The sequence below is a fragment of the Methylobacterium gregans genome (assembly GCF_022179245.1).
Lineage (GTDB): Bacteria > Pseudomonadota > Alphaproteobacteria > Rhizobiales > Beijerinckiaceae > Methylobacterium > Methylobacterium gregans.
The window spans coordinates 36,526-53,229 of sequence record NZ_BPQM01000027.1 but is presented as its reverse complement, the minus strand read 5'-3'; the positions used below and the strand labels follow the sequence as shown (position 1 = coordinate 53,229).

18 protein-coding genes and 1 pseudogene are annotated in these 16,704 nt (G+C 72.9%); 9 read left to right on the top strand and 10 right to left on the bottom strand.

What is annotated here, in order from left to right; all coding sequences use genetic code 11:
• Nucleotides 1–81 precede the first annotated feature (81 nt).
• From MFF54_RS06600 to MFF54_RS06590, 3 genes are all read left to right on the top strand, one after another.
• Nucleotides 82–1,116 (top strand): ABC transporter ATP-binding protein, encoded by a 1,035-nt coding sequence (locus MFF54_RS06600; RefSeq protein ID WP_238301874.1) that lies wholly within the window; start codon nt 82–84, stop codon nt 1,114–1,116.
• A 117-nt stretch (nt 1,117–1,233) separates the two neighbouring features.
• Nucleotides 1,234–2,253 (top strand): extracellular solute-binding protein, encoded by a 1,020-nt coding sequence (locus tag MFF54_RS06595; protein ID WP_238301822.1) that lies wholly within the window; start codon nt 1,234–1,236, stop codon nt 2,251–2,253.
• 104 nt (nt 2,254–2,357) lie between these two features.
• A complete protein-coding gene (locus MFF54_RS06590) occupies nt 2,358–3,401 on the top strand; it encodes a cysteine synthase A (protein WP_238301821.1) in 1,044 nt (347 codons plus the stop codon).
• 18 nt (nt 3,402–3,419) lie between these two features.
• Here MFF54_RS06590 and MFF54_RS06585 read toward each other — a convergent pair whose 3' ends face one another.
• Nucleotides 3,420–3,692, bottom strand: coding sequence for a hypothetical protein (locus MFF54_RS06585; protein ID WP_238301820.1), 273 nt, complete (start codon nt 3,690–3,692; stop codon nt 3,420–3,422).
• A 188-nt stretch (nt 3,693–3,880) separates the two neighbouring features.
• Between MFF54_RS06585 and MFF54_RS06580 the strand changes: the two genes are divergently transcribed.
• Nucleotides 3,881–4,027, top strand: a complete 147-nt coding sequence (locus MFF54_RS06580; protein WP_238301819.1) for a hypothetical protein — start codon at nt 3,881–3,883, stop codon at nt 4,025–4,027.
• Between the two features lie 79 nt (nt 4,028–4,106).
• Here MFF54_RS06580 and MFF54_RS06575 read toward each other — a convergent pair whose 3' ends face one another.
• Nucleotides 4,107–4,328: a hypothetical protein gene (locus MFF54_RS06575; RefSeq protein WP_238301818.1), complete on the bottom strand. Its 222-nt coding sequence runs from the start codon at nt 4,326–4,328 to the stop codon at nt 4,107–4,109.
• 344 nt (nt 4,329–4,672) lie between these two features.
• Here MFF54_RS06575 and MFF54_RS06570 point away from each other — a divergent pair, with 344 nt between their 5' ends.
• Nucleotides 4,673–4,828 carry a DUF3309 domain-containing protein gene (locus MFF54_RS06570; protein WP_109950448.1) on the top strand — a complete coding sequence of 52 codons (156 nt, stop codon included), beginning with the start codon at nt 4,673–4,675 and terminating at the stop codon, nt 4,826–4,828.
• Between the two features lie 21 nt (nt 4,829–4,849).
• On the opposite strand, the gene MFF54_RS06565 is transcribed toward MFF54_RS06570, so the two are convergent.
• The 4 genes from MFF54_RS06565 to fumC all read right to left on the bottom strand — a co-directional run bounded on the left by MFF54_RS06565 (nt 4,850) and on the right by fumC (nt 8,572).
• Complete coding sequence (locus MFF54_RS06565; protein ID WP_238301817.1) at nt 4,850–6,301, bottom strand: serine protease; 1,452 nt, start codon at nt 6,299–6,301, stop codon at nt 4,850–4,852.
• Between the two features lie 290 nt (nt 6,302–6,591).
• Nucleotides 6,592–6,834 (bottom strand): ribbon-helix-helix domain-containing protein, encoded by a 243-nt coding sequence (locus MFF54_RS06560; RefSeq protein ID WP_283206259.1) that lies wholly within the window; start codon nt 6,832–6,834, stop codon nt 6,592–6,594.
• On the bottom strand, nt 6,831–7,034 hold the full coding sequence (locus MFF54_RS06555; RefSeq protein WP_238301816.1) for a DUF4169 family protein: 204 nt from the start codon (nt 7,032–7,034) through the stop codon (nt 6,831–6,833). Before MFF54_RS06555 ends, MFF54_RS06560 begins: the two co-directional genes overlap by 4 nt.
• Before the next feature lie 128 nt (nt 7,035–7,162).
• Nucleotides 7,163–8,572, bottom strand: coding sequence for a class II fumarate hydratase (fumC, locus tag MFF54_RS06550; protein WP_238301815.1), 1,410 nt, complete (start codon nt 8,570–8,572; stop codon nt 7,163–7,165).
• A gap of 130 nt (nt 8,573–8,702) precedes the next feature.
• Between fumC and MFF54_RS06545 the strand changes: the two genes are divergently transcribed.
• Nucleotides 8,703–10,103, top strand: coding sequence for a cytochrome P450 (locus tag MFF54_RS06545; protein WP_238301814.1), 1,401 nt, complete (start codon nt 8,703–8,705; stop codon nt 10,101–10,103).
• Nucleotides 10,104–10,126: 23 nt separating this feature from the next.
• Here the strand turns inward: MFF54_RS06545 and modC are convergent, their stop codons facing one another.
• From modC to modA, 3 genes are read right to left on the bottom strand one after another with little or no spacing between them, the layout of a single operon-like run.
• Nucleotides 10,127–11,251 carry a molybdenum ABC transporter ATP-binding protein gene (gene modC, locus MFF54_RS06540; protein ID WP_238301813.1) on the bottom strand — a complete coding sequence of 375 codons (1,125 nt, stop codon included), beginning with the start codon at nt 11,249–11,251 and terminating at the stop codon, nt 10,127–10,129.
• A complete protein-coding gene (gene modB / locus MFF54_RS06535) occupies nt 11,248–11,940 on the bottom strand; it encodes a molybdate ABC transporter permease subunit (RefSeq protein ID WP_238301812.1) in 693 nt (230 codons plus the stop codon). The genes modC and modB overlap by 4 nt, the downstream gene beginning before the upstream one ends.
• A gap of 8 nt (nt 11,941–11,948) precedes the next feature.
• Nucleotides 11,949–12,740 carry a molybdate ABC transporter substrate-binding protein gene (modA, locus tag MFF54_RS06530; protein ID WP_370880205.1) on the bottom strand — a complete coding sequence of 264 codons (792 nt, stop codon included), beginning with the start codon at nt 12,738–12,740 and terminating at the stop codon, nt 11,949–11,951.
• Nucleotides 12,741–12,845: 105 nt separating this feature from the next.
• Here modA and MFF54_RS06525 point away from each other — a divergent pair, with 105 nt between their 5' ends.
• Together MFF54_RS06525 and MFF54_RS06520 are read left to right on the top strand one after the other, a co-directional pair.
• Complete coding sequence (locus MFF54_RS06525; protein ID WP_238301810.1) at nt 12,846–13,280, top strand: winged helix-turn-helix domain-containing protein; 435 nt, start codon at nt 12,846–12,848, stop codon at nt 13,278–13,280.
• Nucleotides 13,281–13,583: 303 nt separating this feature from the next.
• A complete protein-coding gene (locus tag MFF54_RS06520) occupies nt 13,584–14,738 on the top strand; it encodes a GGDEF domain-containing protein (protein ID WP_238301809.1) in 1,155 nt (384 codons plus the stop codon).
• 176 nt (nt 14,739–14,914) lie between these two features.
• Here MFF54_RS06520 and puuE read toward each other — a convergent pair.
• Nucleotides 14,915–16,075, bottom strand: a pseudogene (puuE, locus tag MFF54_RS06515) (allantoinase PuuE); the annotation flags it as partial.
• A 219-nt stretch (nt 16,076–16,294) separates the two neighbouring features.
• Here puuE and MFF54_RS06510 point away from each other — a divergent pair.
• Nucleotides 16,295–16,579 (top strand): hypothetical protein, encoded by a 285-nt coding sequence (locus MFF54_RS06510; protein WP_238301808.1) that lies wholly within the window; start codon nt 16,295–16,297, stop codon nt 16,577–16,579.
• Nucleotides 16,580–16,704: the final 125 nt, after the last annotated feature.

The following is a 16,704-nucleotide window of genomic DNA, read 5'->3' as shown; positions in this document are numbered from 1 at the left end:
ACGCGCAGCCGAATCCATCCTGTCCTCGGAGCGAAGGGAGCGCTCCCCACGGTTCAGGCTTGGTGCGCGCCCGTGCCTGAGATGCCCCGCCTCGAACTCGACCGCATCGGCTGCCGCTTCGGCCCGGTGCGGGCCCTCGACGACGTCTCGCTGGCGGTGGCGGGTGGAGAGATCGTCGGGCTGCTCGGCGATTCCGGCTGCGGCAAGAGCACCCTGCTGCGGATCGTGGCCGGGCTGGAGACGCCCGACCGGGGCGCCTTGCGCCTAGACGGGCGGGAGATCCGCCCCGGCCTGCCGCCGGAGCTGCGCGGCGTCGGGATGATGTTCCAGGACTACGCCCTGTTCCCGCACCTGACGGTCGCCGAGAACGTGCGCTACGGGCTCGCCGGCCGCAAACGCACCGAGGCCGATGCTGCGGCGGCCGCGCGGCTCGCGCAGGTGGGGCTCGGGCACCGCGCGGCGGGCTATCCCGAGACCCTGTCGGGCGGCGAGGCCCAGCGGGTGGCGCTTGCCCGGGCGCTCGCGCCCGGCCCGCGCCTGCTGCTCCTCGACGAGCCCTTCTCAAATCTCGATCGCCGCACCCGCGACCGGGTGCGGGCCGACACGCTCGCGGTGCTGCGCGCGGCCGGCGCCACGGCGCTCCTCGTGACCCACGACCCCGAGGAGGCGATGGAGGTCTGCGACCGCATCGCGCTGATGCGGGCCGGGCGCGTCGTGCAGGTGGGCACGCCGGAGGATCTCTACCGCCGCCCGGTCAACCGCTTCGCCGCCCGGTTCTTCGGCGACCTTGTGGAGGTCGCGGGGCCCTGCCGGGGCGGAGTGCTGGAGACGCGGCTCGGATCCTTCCCGGTGCCCGGCTTCGCGGAGGGCGCGCGCCTGAGCGCGGCCGTCCGCCCGCAGGCGCTGCGGATCGTGCACGCGGGCGAGGGCTGCCCGGCCCGCGTCGCGCGACGGGTCTATCTCGGCACGCAGACGCGGCTGGAGATCGAGGCCGCGGGTTTCGCTGAGCCGCTGCGCCTCGCGGTGCCCCCCGAAGATGCGCACCGGCCTGGCGAGACCGTCGGCCTCGTGCTGGCGGGCGACACCCCCTTTATTTTTGTGCCCGACGCGGATTAGGGACGGAGGTCCGCGCGTGAGGCGCTGCGTAGATTTTAACTGTTTTAGATCAAAAACTTAGGTCTTGCTTTCGGTCGGCCGATGCCGCTCAACCTCCCGCGCTTCAGGGAGGAAACCATGTCGCGTCGGACTGCCGGATACGCCCTTCTCGCCACCCTGCTCGCGGCCGTGTCCGCGCAGGCTGCGGAGGTGAACCTCTACACCACCCGCGAGCCCGGCCTGATCCGGCCGATCCTCGATGCCTACACGGCCAAGACCGGCACCACGGTCAACACGGTCTTCGTCGAGAAGGGGCTGGCGGAGCGCGTGGCGGCCGAGGGCGAGCGCGCCAAGGCCGACGTGCTGATGACGGTCGATATCGGCAACCTGATCGAGCTGGTCGACCGCGGCCTCGCCCAGCCGGTGAAATCGGCCGCGCTCGATGCTGCCGTCCCCGCCACCCTGCGCGATCCTGAGGGCCGCTGGTTCGCGCTCTCCTCCCGCGCCCGCGTGGCCTACGCGGACGCGCGCGACTTCGCCGACCTGAAGGCGCTCTCCTACGAGGAGCTGGCCGACCCGAAATGGAAGGGCAAGCTCTGCCTGCGCTCGGGCCAGCACCCCTACAACACGGCGCTGATTGCCCATCACCTCGCCAAGCACGGGCCGGAGAAGACGGAAGCCTGGCTGAAGGGCGTGAAGGCCAATCTCGCCCGCAAGCCCGCGGGCGGCGACCGGGACATCGCCCGCGACATCCTGGCCGAGACCTGCGAGATCGGCCTCGGCAATTCCTACTATGTGGGCCTGATGCGCTCGGGCAAGGGTGGGCCCGAACAGGTGAAGTGGGGCGAGGCCATCACGGTCGCACTGCCGACGTTCGAGGGCGGCGGCACGCACGTTAACGTCTCGGGCGCGGTGGTGGCGAAGAACGCCCCGAACCGCGACGAGGCGGTCAAGCTCCTCGAGTACCTCGTCTCCGACGAGGCGCAGGCCCTCTACGCCCAGGCGAACTACGAGTACCCGGTCAAGGCCGGCGCCAAGATCGACCCGCTGCTCACCGCGATGGGCCCGCTCGCGATCGACCCGACGCCGCTCGCCGACATCGCCCGCAACCGCAAGGCCGCGAGCCTGCTGGTGGACAAGGTCGGCTTCGACAATTGATGCGTGAAATCCCCCTCCGCCGCCCTGGCGGAGGGGGAGGCCCGACCTTGCGGCGGGGCCGCAAACAGGCACATTTTCCCCGTGCGACGCGCTATGAGGGATCCATGAGCCGCTCCGCCGCCCGCCCCGACATCCTCGCCGCCATCGGGGACACGCCGCTGATCCGCCTGCGCCGGGCCTCGGAGGAGACCGGCTGCACGATCCTCGGCAAGGCCGAGTTCCTGAATCCCGGACTCTCGGTGAAGGACCGGGCCGCGCTCTCGATCGTGCAGGACGCGGAGGCGCGGGGGCTGATCCGGCCGGGCGGCACCATCGTGGAGGGCACGGCCGGCAATACCGGCATCGGCCTCGCCTTGGTGGCCTCGGTGCGGGGCTACCGCACCGTGATCGTGATCCCCGAGACGCAGTCGGCCGAGAAGAAGCAGACCCTGCGGCTCGCCGGCGCACGCCTCGTCGAGGTGCCGGCGGTGCCTTTCGCCAACCCCAACAACTACGTGCACGTGGCGCGGCGCCTGGCCGAGAGCCTCGCAACCCGCGATCCCGCCGGGGCCTTCTTCGCCGACCAGTTCGACAACGTCGCCAACCGCCGCGCCCATGTGGAGCATACCGGGCCGGAGATCTTCGCGGGCACGGGCGGCGCGGTCGACGGCTTCGTCTGCGCGGCCGGCACCGGCGGCACGCTCGCGGGCGTCGCCGAGTCTCTGCGCACGGCCAAGCCCGGCGTGAAGATCGCGCTCGCCGATCCCGACGGCTCGGCCCTCTACGCGCACTACACCGCCGGCACGCTGAAGGCCGAGGGCTCCTCGATCACGGAGGGCATCGGCCAGGGCCGCGTCACCGGCAACCTCGCAGGCTTCACGCCCGACCACGCCTTCCGCATTCCCGACACCGAGGCGCTGGAGATCGTGTTCGGGTTGATGCGCGAGGAAGGCCTGTCGCTCGGCGGCTCGTCCGGCATCAACGTGGCGGGGGCGATCCGGTTGGCGAAGGAACTCGGGCCGGGCCACACGATCGTGACGATCCTGTGCGACGGCGCGGCGCGCTACGCCTCGAAGCTGTTCAACCCGGCCTTCCTCGCCGAGCGCGGCCTGCCCGCGCCGGACTGGCTCGACGCGCCCGCCGAGGATCTGCCGGACTGGCGGGCCTGAGGGCCCGCCGACCCTCGCTCAGCGGCTGCTGCCGCCGCCGTTCGCGCTGCCCTGCGGGATCGCGCGCTCCGGCTGGCCCGCATTGCCGCCGGCCGCCGAGTTCGTCGTGATGGTCTCCGCGCCCGTGCTGCCGCGCGAGATGATCAGGCTGGGGTCGTTGCCGGTCGTGTTCGGCTGGCGCTGGATGATGGGGCGGGTCGCACCCGGCCCCTGGAGAGGGGCCAGACCCTGGGCCAGGGCAGGGCCAGTGACGAGCAGCGCCAGGGCGCTGACGGCGAATGTCTTTGTCATGGGAGCTCCGTGCCGGACGGTCCGGCGTGTAGAGCGGCAACCGCGCGATGTGCGGGAGGTTTCCGGGCTCGCGCCGAGCGTGCGGCAACGCACGGATGACGGGCCGCGACGTTCCGGACCCGTTCGGACGCCTTCGCAGAACCGGGCATGACTTCGCCGGTTGGCCGTTCGAAGCCCCAGGAGTTGCGATGGCCCTTCCGAGAGACGAGAAGCCGGCGCCGGTGCGGACGAACCGCTTCGGCCTGATCGCGGCCGCCATCCTCTTCGCGGCCCTTGTCGCCTACACGATCTACTTCCTCACCGTTCCGGCCACGCCGCCACCGACACCGCACTGAGGCACGGCCTCCCGACGCGGAAGGCCCGCCGCGGCGGTGCCGGGCGGACCTTGCAGGCGGCGAGCGACGCGCCGACGCCTCAGTTGCGGACGAGGGCGCCCGCGGGGCCGCCGGCATGCTGGCCGGAATAGCGGTAGGCCGAGGCCGCGGCGTGCCGGACCGCGGGCGCCTGCCCGGGCGCGAGGTAGCCCGGATAGGCCGAGGCCGGGTAGGGGCTGTGGCGGGAGTCGAGGCCCTGGGCGAGAGCCGGCGAGGCGACGGTCGCGGCGAGCAGGGCGGCGGCGATGAGGCGAGACGTCATGATGATCTCCCGTGTCTTGGGATGCGAGGAAATCATCCGGTCTAGGGTGGAGTGAGAAAGATCGTGCCTTCGCAATCTTGCGCGGTCTTGGTCGCTCCGGCTGTCCTTGGCCGAATGCAGTGACGAAACCGGTGAATGCGCGCACCGGTTCACGCTGATCGGTGCGCTCTCGCACCTGCGAGACGCGCAGCACCGCCGCTTCGCAAAACACCGGATCGGCCAAAGGTGGCAGAGCCGCGTCATCGTCGTGTCAAGAAAAATGGGACGCGACTGAACGAAGCGGACCGTCACGGCGTTTGAATGGCCAAGCTCACATCCTGTGCAGCTGCCGGAGTATACGCAGCATGTCCCTCGTCACCATTCTGCTGATCATTCTGATCATTCTCGCCTTTGGCGGCGGCGGCTTCCTGGGCGGCGGCGCCTATCGCGGACCCGGCTTCGGCCTCGGCGGCATCCTGCTCATCATCCTGATCGTGCTGCTCGCCACCGGGCGGCTCTGACCCTGTCGTCGCCCGCGCGCCTCAGCGCGCGCAGGTGACGGCCACCACGGCCACCACGGCCGGCGCGACCGCGCCGGCCGACGACTCGCCGGCCCCGCCCGGCGCCGCGATGCCGTTCCGGCGCAGGAAACCCGCGACCGCGTCGCCCGGCAGGATCGGGAAGCGCGCCGGCGGCGCCACTCCGGCAACGAGGCGCGGCGCGTCCGGATAGCGGGCGACGATCCCGGCGAGCGCGCCCGCGCGGTCGAGGACCGGCGCGCCGGCCGCGCCCGGCTGGAGCGGCGCCACCACGCCGGATCCCTGCGCCGTCCCGGGCGCGACGACGCGCCCCTCGGCGCTCGCTGCCAACACCGTCAACGCCTCGTCGGCGCCAACCGGCGTCGCACGCGGCATCGGCAGGACCGGGGCCGGCAGGCCCGGCGCCTCGATCAGCGCGAGGCCTTGGGCCGGGTCGCTCGCGAGCACGCGCGCCGCCGCGGCTCCGATGCGCGGCGCGCACCCGCTGAGCGCGGCGGCCGCTGTCAGCACCCGCCCCTGCGCCACCACGAGGCCCGTCGCGGCGGGGGGCGCCCCGGCCCGCGGGAGTATCGGCAGGGCGGATTGAAGCGAGGGCTCGGCAGGCGGCTGCAGGGACGGCTGCGCGGGCGCGGGCGGCCGCGCGCCGGCCTGCGGCGCGGGCCTCTGTGCCCCCTCGCCCGAGCCGTCCGTCGGCGCGTCGGGGAAGGGCACGAAGCTGTTGGCGACCGCGATCACCAGCCGGTCGACCTCCGCAGCGAGGCGGCTGTCGTAGCCGAGGGTGAAGCCCCGAACGCCCGCCGGACCCGCCGCGTAGCGGATGTAGGAGCGGCCCGTTGCGGTCTCGCCCGTGACCACGATGAAGTCCGGCCGCTTCAGCTTGTAGGTCACGCGCCGGTCCGGCATCGGCGCGGTGGCGCGCTCGAACAGGCTGTCGAGGGTCGCGGCCTCCGGCGGGAAGGCGCGGGTCTCCAGCGTCACCCGGCCGTCCGCGCTCTGCCAGCGCGTGCCGGCCGGAACGGGGCCGGGCAGGGGCGTGCGCTTGGCGAGCAGGCGCTCGGGCACGCCGAGCGTCACGCCGCTCGCCGGGTCCGTCCGTACGACGAAGCGTGCCGCGCGCCGGGCCGCCTCGCCCGCCGCAAGGATCGCCTGACGCATGCTCGGATCGAGCGGATCGCGGGTCTCTCCAGTGCGGGTGCGGTAGGCGTTCAGCCCCTCGAAGGTACGCCGCCCGAACGCGCCGCTGACCACGCTGTTGTAGTCCCCGGTCCAGACGAGGGCGTCCTGCAGCGCCTTGCGCTCCGCCTCGGGCAGCGCCTCGAAGCGCGCGCGCATCGCCTCGACGGCGGGATCGGGCGCTGCGGCAGGCGGGCGCTGCGCCGGCTGCGCCACGGAGGCGGTCGGGGCGGCGAGCGCGGCGGCGACGAGGGCGGCGGCGCGAAGCCGGATGCACGGCATGGTCCCGGGTCCCGATCTTCTGCTTCGGGCGAGCTTGGCAGGCGGTTGGAACGAAGGCCAGCGCGAATTGGGAAGGCGGTGCGCCGGGGCTGCATCCTGGGACGCACGCTCTTGCCTATTCGCACGACGCGTATGGAGGCCTCCGCGCGCTCCCTCTCCCCTGTCGAGCTGCCGGACCCCCACATCTTCCACACTAAGCGCGGGTCTCCGCGCCCTATGGAAGCGGGAGCGCGGTGGGGTGCCTGCCCGCTCGTTCACAGCCGAAGCAGACGCCTACGGCCCTGCGCAGTTCAGCCCGGATCCGCCCCCGCCTGCGCACCGCCCGGCGCCCGCACGGCGGCGAGCACGTAGACCCGGATCGCCGAGGACAGGTTCTGCGCTCCGCGCCCCGCGTCAATCGCGCCGATCAGCGCCTGCACGGATTGCCTACGGGTGGAGGCGATCTCGCGCAGGGCCTCCCAGAACGGCTCCTCGAGGGAGACGCTGGTCGGGTGGCCTGCGATCATCACCGAGCGCTTGCGGATGCCGCTCACGCCGGCGGGTCGTCCCGCTCCAGGCGATGTCCCAAGCGATGCCCTTCATGGCGGATCTCCTCCAGGACCTTGCGCTTCTCCTGAAGGGTCTTCTGCTTCTTCGGGCGGCCGAAGGCCACGCGGTTCTCGGCGGCCTTGGCGTCCTTCTCCGCCTTCTCCCGCGCCTTGCGGACCTGACGCAGGTTGATGATCTCGCCCATGCGATCCAACCTCCCGGCTCGGGCCGGCGCGGGGAGGCTCCTCGCACCGGCCGGTTCATCAGAGGGCGCCACGCGCGCGGCGCCTGTCACTCGGTACTGACTACGCGGCCCCGCTCATTTCGGGCCGCTCACTCGGCGCTCGGCGCCAGCATGGTCTCGGGCCGCACCACGCGCTCGAACTCCGCGTCGGTCACGTAGCCGAGGCGCAGCGCCTCCTCCTTCAGGGTGGTGCCGTTCTTGTGCGCGGTCTTGGCGATCTCGGCGGCCCGGTCGTAGCCGATCGTGGGCGCGAGGGCGGTCACCAGCATCAGCGAGCGGCTCATCAGGTCCGCGATCTTGTCCTCGTTGGCCTTGATGCCGACGACGCAGTTGTCGGCGAAGCTCACGGCGGCGTCGGCGAGCAGGCGCACCGATTGCAGCACGGCGTTGGCGATCACCGGCTTGAACACGTTGAGCTCGAAATTGCCCTGGGAGCCGGCGAAGGACACGGTGGTGCCGTTGCCGATCACCTGGGCGCAGACCATCGTCAGCGCCTCGCACTGGGTCGGGTTGACCTTGCCGGGCATGATCGAGGAGCCGGGCTCGTTCTCCGGCAGCGACAATTCGCCGAGCCCCGAGCGCGGGCCCGAGCCCAGGAAGCGGATGTCCTGGGCGATCTTGAACAGGCCTGCGGCGAGCGCCGAGAGCGCGCCCTGCGTGAAGACCAGCGCGTCGTGGGTGGCGAGCGCCTCGAACTTGTTCGCGGCCGAGGTGAAGGGCAGCCCGGTGAGCTCCGCGACCTTGGCGGCGAACTTCTCGGCGAAGTCGGGGTGCGCGTTGAGGCCGGTGCCGACGGCGGTGCCACCCTGCGCCAGCGCCAGCACGCCCGGAAGGGTCGCGGCGACGCGGGAGCCGCCGAGCGCCACCTGCGCGACGTAGCCAGAGAATTCCTGGCCAAGCGAGACCGGGGTCGCGTCCTGCAGGTGGGTGCGGCCGATCTTGACGATGCCCTCGAAGGCCTGCGCCTTGGCGTCCAGCGCGCCGTGCAGGTGCGAGAGGGCGGGCAGCAGCCGCTCCTGGATCTCGCGGGCTACCGCGATGTGCATCGCGGTCGGGAAGGTGTCGTTCGAGGACTGGCCGCGGTTGCAGTGGTCGTTCGGGTGGACCGGCGACTTGCCGCCGCGCTGGCCCCCCAGACGCTCGTTGGCGAGGCTCGCGATCACCTCGTTGGCGTTCATGTTGGACTGCGTGCCCGAGCCCGTCTGCCAGACGACCAGCGGGAACTCGTCGTCGTGCCGGCCGGCCACCACCTCGGCGGCGGATTCGGCGATCGCATCGGCGATCTTCGGGTCGAGGGCGCCCAGGTCCTTGTTCACCAGGGCGGCGGCCTGCTTCACGATGCCCAGCGCGTGCACGAGCGGCGCCGGCATGTGCTCGGTGCCGATCTTGAAGTTCTGGATCGAGCGCTGCGTCTGCGCGCCCCAGTACCGGTGGGCCGGAACCTCGATCGGGCCGAACGTGTCGGATTCCGTGCGGGTGGCGGTCTCGGTGGGCGACATCGTGGCCTCTACGTCTGGTGCAGTGCGGCACCTACTTAGCGAAGGCCGGGCCGAAACGCGAACCTGCCGCGCGGCCGTCCTGACAATCCGCGCGGGCTGTCGCCGCGCCCCCGGAAGCTCACGGGACACCATGCCGACGATCGCCGAGACCGCGCCGGAGACGGCGCCGAGGACCCGCTTCCGCCCCGCCGTGCCCCGCCCCCGGCGCACGCCGATGGGGCTGTTCGACTTCCTGAAGGCCGCCCGCGCCAACCCGCTCACCACCTGGATGGAGGAGCACTTCACCCTGCCGCTGGTGGCGGGCGAGGGCGTGCTCGGGCGCGTCACCGTGGTGAGCGAGCCGGGCCTGATCCGCCACGTCTTGGTCGAGAACGCGGCCGCCTACCGCAAGGACGACCTGCAGCGCCGCGTTCTGGCGCCGGGCCTCGGCGAGGGCCTGCTGACGGCCGAGGGCGACGACTGGCGGCTGCAGCGGCGCACGCTCGCCCCGCTCTTCTCCGCCCGGACTGTGCGGGGCTTCGAGGCAGCGATGAACGCGGCCGGCGCCCGCCTCGCCCGGCGCCTCGTGCGGCGCACCGGCACGCAGGTCGACGTCGCCCAGGAGATGGCCCGCGTCACCCTCGACGTGCTGGAGCGCACGATCTTCACCCACGGGCCGCAGAACGACCCGGACGCTCTGGCCCGCGCCATCACGCGCTTCCTCGAATCGGTCGGGCCGATCGACCCGCTCGACGTGTTCGGCGTGCCCGCCGTCGTGCCGCGGATCGGGCGCCTCCGGGCGCGGCCGGCGTTGCGCTACTTCGCCGAGGTGGTGGACGGGCTGATCGACCACCGCCGAGCCGTGATGGCGCGGGGCGAGGCGCCGGAGGATCTCCTCACCCTATTGCTGGCCGCGCAGGACCCGGAGACGGGGCAGGGGCTCGACGACCTCACGGTGAAGGCCAACATCGTCACCTTCATCGCGGCCGGCCACGAGACCACCGCCAACGCCCTGACCTGGGCGCTCTACTGCCTGTCGCAGGACGCGGACACGCGCGCCCGACTGGAAGCGGAGGTGGATGCGGCGGCCGACCCGGAGGGCAACTTCGCCGCCGAGCGCCTGCCCTTCGCCAAGGCCGTGATCGAGGAGGCTTTGCGCCTCTTCCCGCCCGCCGCCATCATCAGCCGGCAGGCGTTGAAGGAGGACCGGCTCGGCCGCGTGAAGGTGCCGCGCGGCTCGCTGGTGATGGTCTCCCCTTACGTGCTCCACCGCCACCGCGCCCTCTGGGACGACCCCGACGCCTTCGTGCCGGAGCGTTTCCTCGGCGAGGCCCGCGCGGCGATCCCGCGCTTCGCCTACCTGCCCTTCGGGGCGGGGCCGCGCGTCTGCATCGGCCAGAGCTTCTCGCTGCAGGAGGCGGTGATCGTGCTGGCCCACATGGTGCGGGCGGTCCGCCTCGGCCTGCCCGCCGACCACCCGCCGGTCACGCCGGTGCAGCGGGTGACCGTGCGGCCCAGCGGCGGCCTGCGGATGGACGCCGTGCGGCGCTGACCGATCCGCCGCGGAGAGGGAGCTCAGGGTTCCGGCGCGGCCCCCCGCGGCGGACCCTCGACCAGGGCGACGCTCTTCACCGCGGCGAAGACCGGCAGTCCCGGTCGGAGGCCCATCTCGGCCAGCGAGCGGCGGGTCAGGCGCACCACCAGGGCCAAGCCGCCGCAATCGAGGCGAACCTCCGTGCCGGGATCGCCGGGCGTGGCCGCGCCGATCTCCGCCACCGTGCCGGCCAGCACGTTGAGCGCGCTCGTGCCCGCGGGCCGGGCGAGGCTCAGGGTCACGTCGCGGGCCGAGACGAGGATGCGCAAGGGGGCGCCCACGGCCCGGTCTAGGAGCGGCACGTGGAGGGGGCCGGCGGCGGTGGAGAGCCGGGTCAGCGCGAAGGCCGGATCGTGCGCCTCCACGGTGGCGGCGAGCACCGCGCCGGCCTCGCGGGCGGCCCGCAGCGGCGCGACGTCGAGGCGCGCGCTGAGTTCGTCCACGGGGCCGCGCGCGACCACCCGGCCCGCCTCCAGCACCACCACACGGTCGGCGAGCCGCACGATCTCCGGCAGGGCATGGGAGACGTAGAGGATCGGCACCCCGCCGAGGTCGCGCAGGCGCTCGAGGAAGGGCAGGATCTCGGCCTTGCGGGCCTCGTCCAGCGCCGCCAGAGGCTCGTCCATCAGGAGGAGGCGGGGCCGCGCCAGCAGGGCCCGGCCGATCGCCACGCGCTGGCGCTCGCCCCCCGAGAGACCGGCGGGGCGGCGGGCGAGAAGCTGGCCGATGCCGAGCAGGCCGACCACGTCGTCGAAGCTGATCCCGTCGCTGCCGATCCTGTCGAGGCCGCGCGCGAGCCGGCGCCCGAACAGCAGGTTGGCGCGCACGTCGAGATGCGGGAACAGCCGGCTCTCCTGGAAGACGTAGCCGATGCGGCGGCGGTGCGGCGGCACGAAGCGGCGCGTGGCCGTGTCCACCAGGATCTCGCCGTCGAGCGTCACGCGGGCCCGCTCGGGGCGCACCAGCCCGGCGACGATGTCGATCAGCGTGGTCTTGCCCGAGCCCGAGCGCCCGAACAGGGCCGTGACCCCGCCCGCGGCCTCGAAGGCCGCATCGAGCCGGAAGGCGCCCTGCCGGTGCGCGACCGCGACCGCGAGGCCGCTCACGCGGCCATCCGGCGGGCGACGCCGCGGGCTAGGAACTCGGAGAGGACGAGCGCGCTCATCGAGACGGCGATCGAGATCAGGGTCAGGCGCATCGCCCCGGCCTCGCCGCCCGGCACCTGGGTCAGGGTGTAGATGGCCGACGGCAGGGTCTGGGTCTCGCCGGGAATGTTCGACACGAAGGTGATGGTGGCGCCGAACTCGCCCATCGCCTTGGCGAAGCAGAGCACGAGGCCCGCCAGGATCCCCGGCAGGATCAGCGGCAGGGTCACGCGGGCGAAGACCTGGAGCGGGTTCGCCCCGAGGGTCGCGGCCGCCTGCTCCAGCTTGGAATCGACCGCCTCGATCGACAGGCGGATGGCCCGCACGAGGAGCGGAAAGCCCATCACCGCGCAGGCGAGCGCCGCGCCTGTCCAGCGGAACGCGAACACGATGCCGAACTCGGCGAGCACGCCGCCCACCGGCCCGCGCCGCCCGAAGGCGAGGAGCAGCAGGTAGCCGGTCACCACCGGCGGCAGCACCAGGGGCAGGTGGACCGCCATGTCGAGGAGCGTCTTGCCCCAGAACCGGCCCCGGGCGAGCAGGTAGGCCACGCCGAGGCCGAGCGGCAGGCTCGCCAGCGTGCCGGTGCTGGCCACCAGCAGGCTCAGGCGCAGCGCCTGCCACTCCTCGGGTGTCAGCCAGCCCGTCACGGCACCGGTCACTGCTGGGCGGTGGCGGAGCGGTTCAGCACGGTGAAGCCCTGTTTCTCGAAGGCCGCCTTGGCGGTCGGCCCGCGCAGGTAGGCGAGGAAGGACGCGGGGTCCGGATTGGCCGAGTCCTTGGTGACGGCCACCGGGTAGACGATCGGCGGGTGGCTGTCGGCCGGGAAGGTCGCGACGATGCGCACGTTGGCATCGGCGGCCGCGTCGGTGGCGTAGACGATGCCGAGCGGCGCCTCGCCGCGGGAGACCAGCAGCAGCGCCGCGCGCACGCTCTCGGCTTGCGCCACCTTGTCCTTCACGCCGGCCCAGCCGCCGAGCTTCTCCAGCGCGGCCTTGCCGTACTTGCCGGCCGGCACCGCCTCGACATTGCCCATGGCGAGGCGCCCCGGGCCCAAAGCCGCCGCGAGGTCGAGGCCCGGGCCCATCCGGACCTCGGCCTTCGAATCCCTCGGGGCGATCAGCACGATGCTGTTGGCGAGCAGGCTCACGCGCGTGTCGGGCCGGATGAGGTTCTGCTTGGCGAGGTAGTCCATCCAGTCGAGGTCGGCGGAGAAGAACAGGTCCGCGGGCGCGCCCTGCTCGATCTGCTTGGCCAGCGTGTTCGAGGCCGCGTAGGAGACCCGCGGGGCCGGGTTGCCCGCCTTCGCGTAGGCGCCCGCGATCTCGTCGAGGGCGTTCTTCAGGCTCGCGGCGGCGAAGACGGTGACGGGCTCGGCCGCCCGGGCCGGTGCCGTCGCCAGGAGGGCGCCGGCGACGAGGGCTGCCAGGAAGCCGGCGCGGGTGATCATGCGCATGCGGGTCCGCCTCGGATTCGCGGGCGGCTTCATCCGGGCCGCCGCCGCGCGCTATATACCGCTGAACATAGCCTCGGCCAGAGGCGCCGCGGAGGCACGATGACCCGCCTGAGCATCCGGATCGATCTCGGTCCCGACCACCGCGTCGGTCCCGGCAAGGTGCGACTCCTGGAGGCGATCGCCGAGCACGGCTCGATCTCGGCGGCCGGACGGGCGCTCGGCATGTCGTACCGGCGGGCCTGGACCCTGGTCGAGGCGCTGAATGCCGGCTTCGGCCGGCCGGTGGTCGAGACGCAGGCCGGCGGACGGGCCGGCGGCGGGGCGCGGCTCTCCTCCTTCGGCGCCGGCCTCGTGGTGGATTACCGGGCGATCGAGCGGGCCGCCGAGCGGGCCGCCGCCCCCTTCCTGGCGCGCCTGTCCGATCCAGCCGGGGATCCTCCCGAGGATCACGGGCCGCAGGAGCTCGTGCAGCCATCCGATACCGTAGAGGATGAGCGCGTTCGGAAAGGGCAGAACGCGGCCGGCGACCATTAAGACTATCGCGGTGTGCGGCTTCGGTCACGACTTGATCGAGATGTCTGTCTGCTGGTGAGACTGTCTGCATCCACACGAGTAAGATTGGCTTCGTGTATCTTCCCAGAAGTTTTCATGAATTATCTGCCCTTGCCGATCTCGACAAAAGTCTCCGTTGATGGATCGGCCCACTTCATGGCTCGGTGGTCGAGCTCCGGCGGGCGGCGACAGGCCCTTAACCATACCTCCATTAGAGTCAGGGCCATAAGGGAACCTTTGGCCGTCTATCCGTAAGGCCTCCCCAGACGATCAGGAGCCCGCCACATGCAGATCGATCTCGCGACCCTGTGGTACCTGACCATCGGGACGCTGCTCGTCTCCGCGGCCCTGACGCTCTGGGAGCGGCAGGCCCACCCCCGGCGCGCGCGCGAGCTCGGGATCTGGGCGGGCGCCTGCGCGGTCTTCGCGCTCGGCTGCGTGGTCGCGATGAACCGCGGCCTGTTCCCCGGTGCGGTCGGCGCGGCGCTGACCAACCTCCTGATGGTGCTGGGCTACCTCATGGTCCTGCACGGGGCGGCCAGCCTCGACGGTCCCGCGCGGGTCCGCGGCTCGGCGGCGGCGCTCGCCGCCCTCGCCCTGCTCTGGGCTCTGGCGGGCTGGCGCTTCGAGGCGGCGTTCTGGAACCACGTCGCCGCGCTGCCGATCGCGCTGACCTGCGGCCTGACCGCCTGGACGCTCCTGCGCAGCCGCTCGGTCCGGGGCCTGCGCTCGCGGCCGGTCGCCGTCGCGGTCTCGGCCGGCCACGGCCTGTTCTACCTGCTGCGCGGTCTCGTGGCGCCTCTCCTCGTCGAGCGCTACGGGCCCGGGCTGCTGCCGGTCTTCGCCAAGGTCACGATGTACGAGGCGGTGCTCTACTCCGTCGCCATGCCGATGACCTTCCTGGCGCTGGTGCGCGAGGAGGCGCAGGCCCAGCTCCTGGCGGCCGCCCGCACGGACTTCCTCACCGGACTCGCCAACCGGCAGGGCTTCTTCGAGCGGGGCACGCGGATGCTCGCGGAGCGGGAGCCGGACCGGCCCTTCGCGCTCCTCGCCTTCGATCTCGACCACTTCAAGAGCATCAACGACCGCTACGGACATGCCGCGGGCGACGCGGTGCTCGCGCTCTTCGCCCGCGTGGCCCGCGAGGCCGCCGGGCCGGACGCGCTGGTGGTGCGCCTGGGCGGCGAGGAATTCGCCGCGCTACTGCCGGGGCAGGGCGCCCGCGCGGCCCGGCAGGTCGGCGAGGATATCGCGCGGCTCTTCGCCGAGGCTGCCGCGCACCGTGACGGCCCCGGCATCCGGGCGACCGTCAGCGTCGGCCTGGCGGAGGCGGGGCCGGATCGCGGCGATCTCTCGGGGCTGCTCTCGGCCGCCGACCGCGCACTCTATCGGGCGAAGGCTGCCGGCCGGAACCGCCTTGAGGTTGCGGCGGCCGCCTGAGGACGTCGGCCGACCCGGGGGCTCGTCCGGGAGGACGCATGTCCGGGGCTCGTCGACCTCGGTGAGCAGGGCCCGGCCCGTCATCGGAGCCGTCCGGGCAGGCAGGCCGCCGCAGGGCGGGTGGTGCGCGGAGACGGTCTCTCGTCTCAGGCCGGCAGGATGGCGCGGAGCCGCTGCAGGGCGCGCGCCTCGGCCTCCTGAGGCGTGAGGCCGGCGGCCAGGATCGCGGCCCGCTCCGCCTCGGAGCCGGCGCGGAAGGCGCGGCAGAGCGCGTTGTGGAGGCCCGAAGCCGTGTCGTGCGCGCTGCCGAGCTCCAGCGCGAAGGCGCGCTCGGCCACCCAGGCGCCGCCCGCGAACACGTCGTGGAAGCGAGCGACGAAATCCTCGCGGCCCATCCGGGAGGGCCGGATCGCGGGCGCCGCGTAGGGGTGGCGCGCCTGCCAGTGCCGGGCGATGTCGATGCGCCGGGCGAACCAGACCCGGTCGTGGCCGCGCACGTAGTCGAGGAAGCGGGCCAGCGCCAGCGCGCGGCCCGGGCGCCCGACGAGGCGGCAGTGCAGGCCGATATTCATCATCCCGGGCCGGCCCGCCGCGCCCTCGGCGTAGAGCGCGTCGAACGTGTCCTTCAGGTAGCTGAAGAACTGGTCCCCGTTCGCGAAGCCGGCCGGCGTCGAGAAGCGCATGTCGTTGGCGTCGAGGGTGTAGGGGATGATCAGCTGCGGGCGGATCGGCCGCCCGTGCCCGTCATGGTCGAGCCAGTAGGGCAGATCGTCGGCGTAGGTGTCGGAGACGTAGGCGAAGCCACCCTCCTCGGCCACCAGCCGCACCGTATCGGCGGAGGAGCGGCCGGTGTACCAGCCGGTCGGGCGCGCGCCCGTCACCTCCGTGTGCAGGCGGATCGCCGCCTCGAGGTCGCGGCGTTCGTCCTCGGGCGCGTGGGAGCGGTAATCGATCCAGCGCAGGCCGTGCGAGGCGATCTCCCAATCGGCCGCCTGCATCGCCGCGACCTGCTCGGGCGAGCGCGCCAGCGCCGTGGCGACCCCGTAGACCGTGACCGGGATCTCCATTCCGGTCAGCAACCGGTGCAGGCGCCAGAACCCGGCCCGTGCGCCGTACTCATAGAGCGACTCCATGTTCCAGTGGCGCAGGCCCGGCCAGGGCACGGCCGAGACGATCTCGGAGAGGAAGGCCTCGGAGGCCGCGTCCCCGTGCAGGATCGCGTTCTCGCCGCCCTCCTCGTAGTTGAGCACGACCTGCACGGCCACGCGCGCGCCGCCCGGCCAGTCCGGGTCGGGCGGGTTCGCCCCGTAGCCGCGCATGTCCCGCACGTAGCGCATCGCTCAGATCCCCGGTCGGCGTCGTTCCGGCCCTCGTGGGCGCCGGCCATCCCTTGCGGGCGGTATAGCCCCGGCCTCATCCTGCGGCCAATGCTTCGCGCCCGGCGGGCCGGCGCGCCGGGTCCCGAACGGCGCCGGTTGTCGCCCGAATGGCACGGCGGGCCGGTGCGGCCGATGCTATGGAGCGCGTCGGTTCGGCAGAGATTCCCGGGGGACAGCGTGGCACGGTCCAGCCTCATCGTCCTCGCGCTCATCGCGCTCGGCCCGTCCGCGGTCGCCGCCGCCGATATCCGGGACCGGCCGGTTCCCGCCGCCGGGCGCTTCCTGGCGACCTGCGAGGATCTCGGCCGGTTCTGCTTCGCCGAAGGGTGCGGGCGCGACCAGATCGACGCTGCGCTCGCCTGCCGGACTGCCTGCCCGTCATCCGCCGTGCTGACCGTGCAGCCCGCCGCCTGCCCGATCCCGTCATCGCCCGTACGCGTGGTGCTGCGCCGTCGCGGCTGAGAGGTCTGGCGGGCGTCTTGCGGGCGTGCGCGCGGTTCCAGCGCGGAATGCAGTCCTCGTGCGGGTGCACCCGTTTCCGCCGCTCCGCAATAATTCGAAGGACTCAGGCAACGAAGCAGATCTCG

Coding starts and splice junctions, on each gene's coding strand:
- MFF54_RS06545 (WP_238301814.1), top strand. CDS start 8,703: ATGCCGACGATCGCCGAGACCGCGCCGGAGACGGCGCCGAGGACCCGC.
- MFF54_RS06520 (WP_238301809.1), top strand. CDS start 13,584: ATGCAGATCGATCTCGCGACCCTGTGGTACCTGACCATCGGGACGCTG.
- MFF54_RS06590 (WP_238301821.1), top strand. CDS start 2,358: ATGAGCCGCTCCGCCGCCCGCCCCGACATCCTCGCCGCCATCGGGGAC.
- MFF54_RS06565 (WP_238301817.1), bottom strand. CDS start 6,301: ATGCCGTGCATCCGGCTTCGCGCCGCCGCCCTCGTCGCCGCCGCGCTC.
- MFF54_RS06575 (WP_238301818.1), bottom strand. CDS start 4,328: ATGACGTCTCGCCTCATCGCCGCCGCCCTGCTCGCCGCGACCGTCGCC.
- MFF54_RS06585 (WP_238301820.1), bottom strand. CDS start 3,692: ATGACAAAGACATTCGCCGTCAGCGCCCTGGCGCTGCTCGTCACTGGC.
- MFF54_RS06555 (WP_238301816.1), bottom strand. CDS start 7,034: ATGGGCGAGATCATCAACCTGCGTCAGGTCCGCAAGGCGCGGGAGAAG.
- MFF54_RS06570 (WP_109950448.1), top strand. CDS start 4,673: ATGTCCCTCGTCACCATTCTGCTGATCATTCTGATCATTCTCGCCTTT.
- MFF54_RS06595 (WP_238301822.1), top strand. CDS start 1,234: ATGTCGCGTCGGACTGCCGGATACGCCCTTCTCGCCACCCTGCTCGCG.
- MFF54_RS06600 (WP_238301874.1), top strand. CDS start 82: ATGCCCCGCCTCGAACTCGACCGCATCGGCTGCCGCTTCGGCCCGGTG.
- MFF54_RS06525 (WP_238301810.1), top strand. CDS start 12,846: ATGACCCGCCTGAGCATCCGGATCGATCTCGGTCCCGACCACCGCGTC.
- MFF54_RS06580 (WP_238301819.1), top strand. CDS start 3,881: ATGGCCCTTCCGAGAGACGAGAAGCCGGCGCCGGTGCGGACGAACCGC.
- modA (WP_370880205.1), bottom strand. CDS start 12,740: ATGATCACCCGCGCCGGCTTCCTGGCAGCCCTCGTCGCCGGCGCCCTC.
- fumC (WP_238301815.1), bottom strand. CDS start 8,572: ATGTCGCCCACCGAGACCGCCACCCGCACGGAATCCGACACGTTCGGC.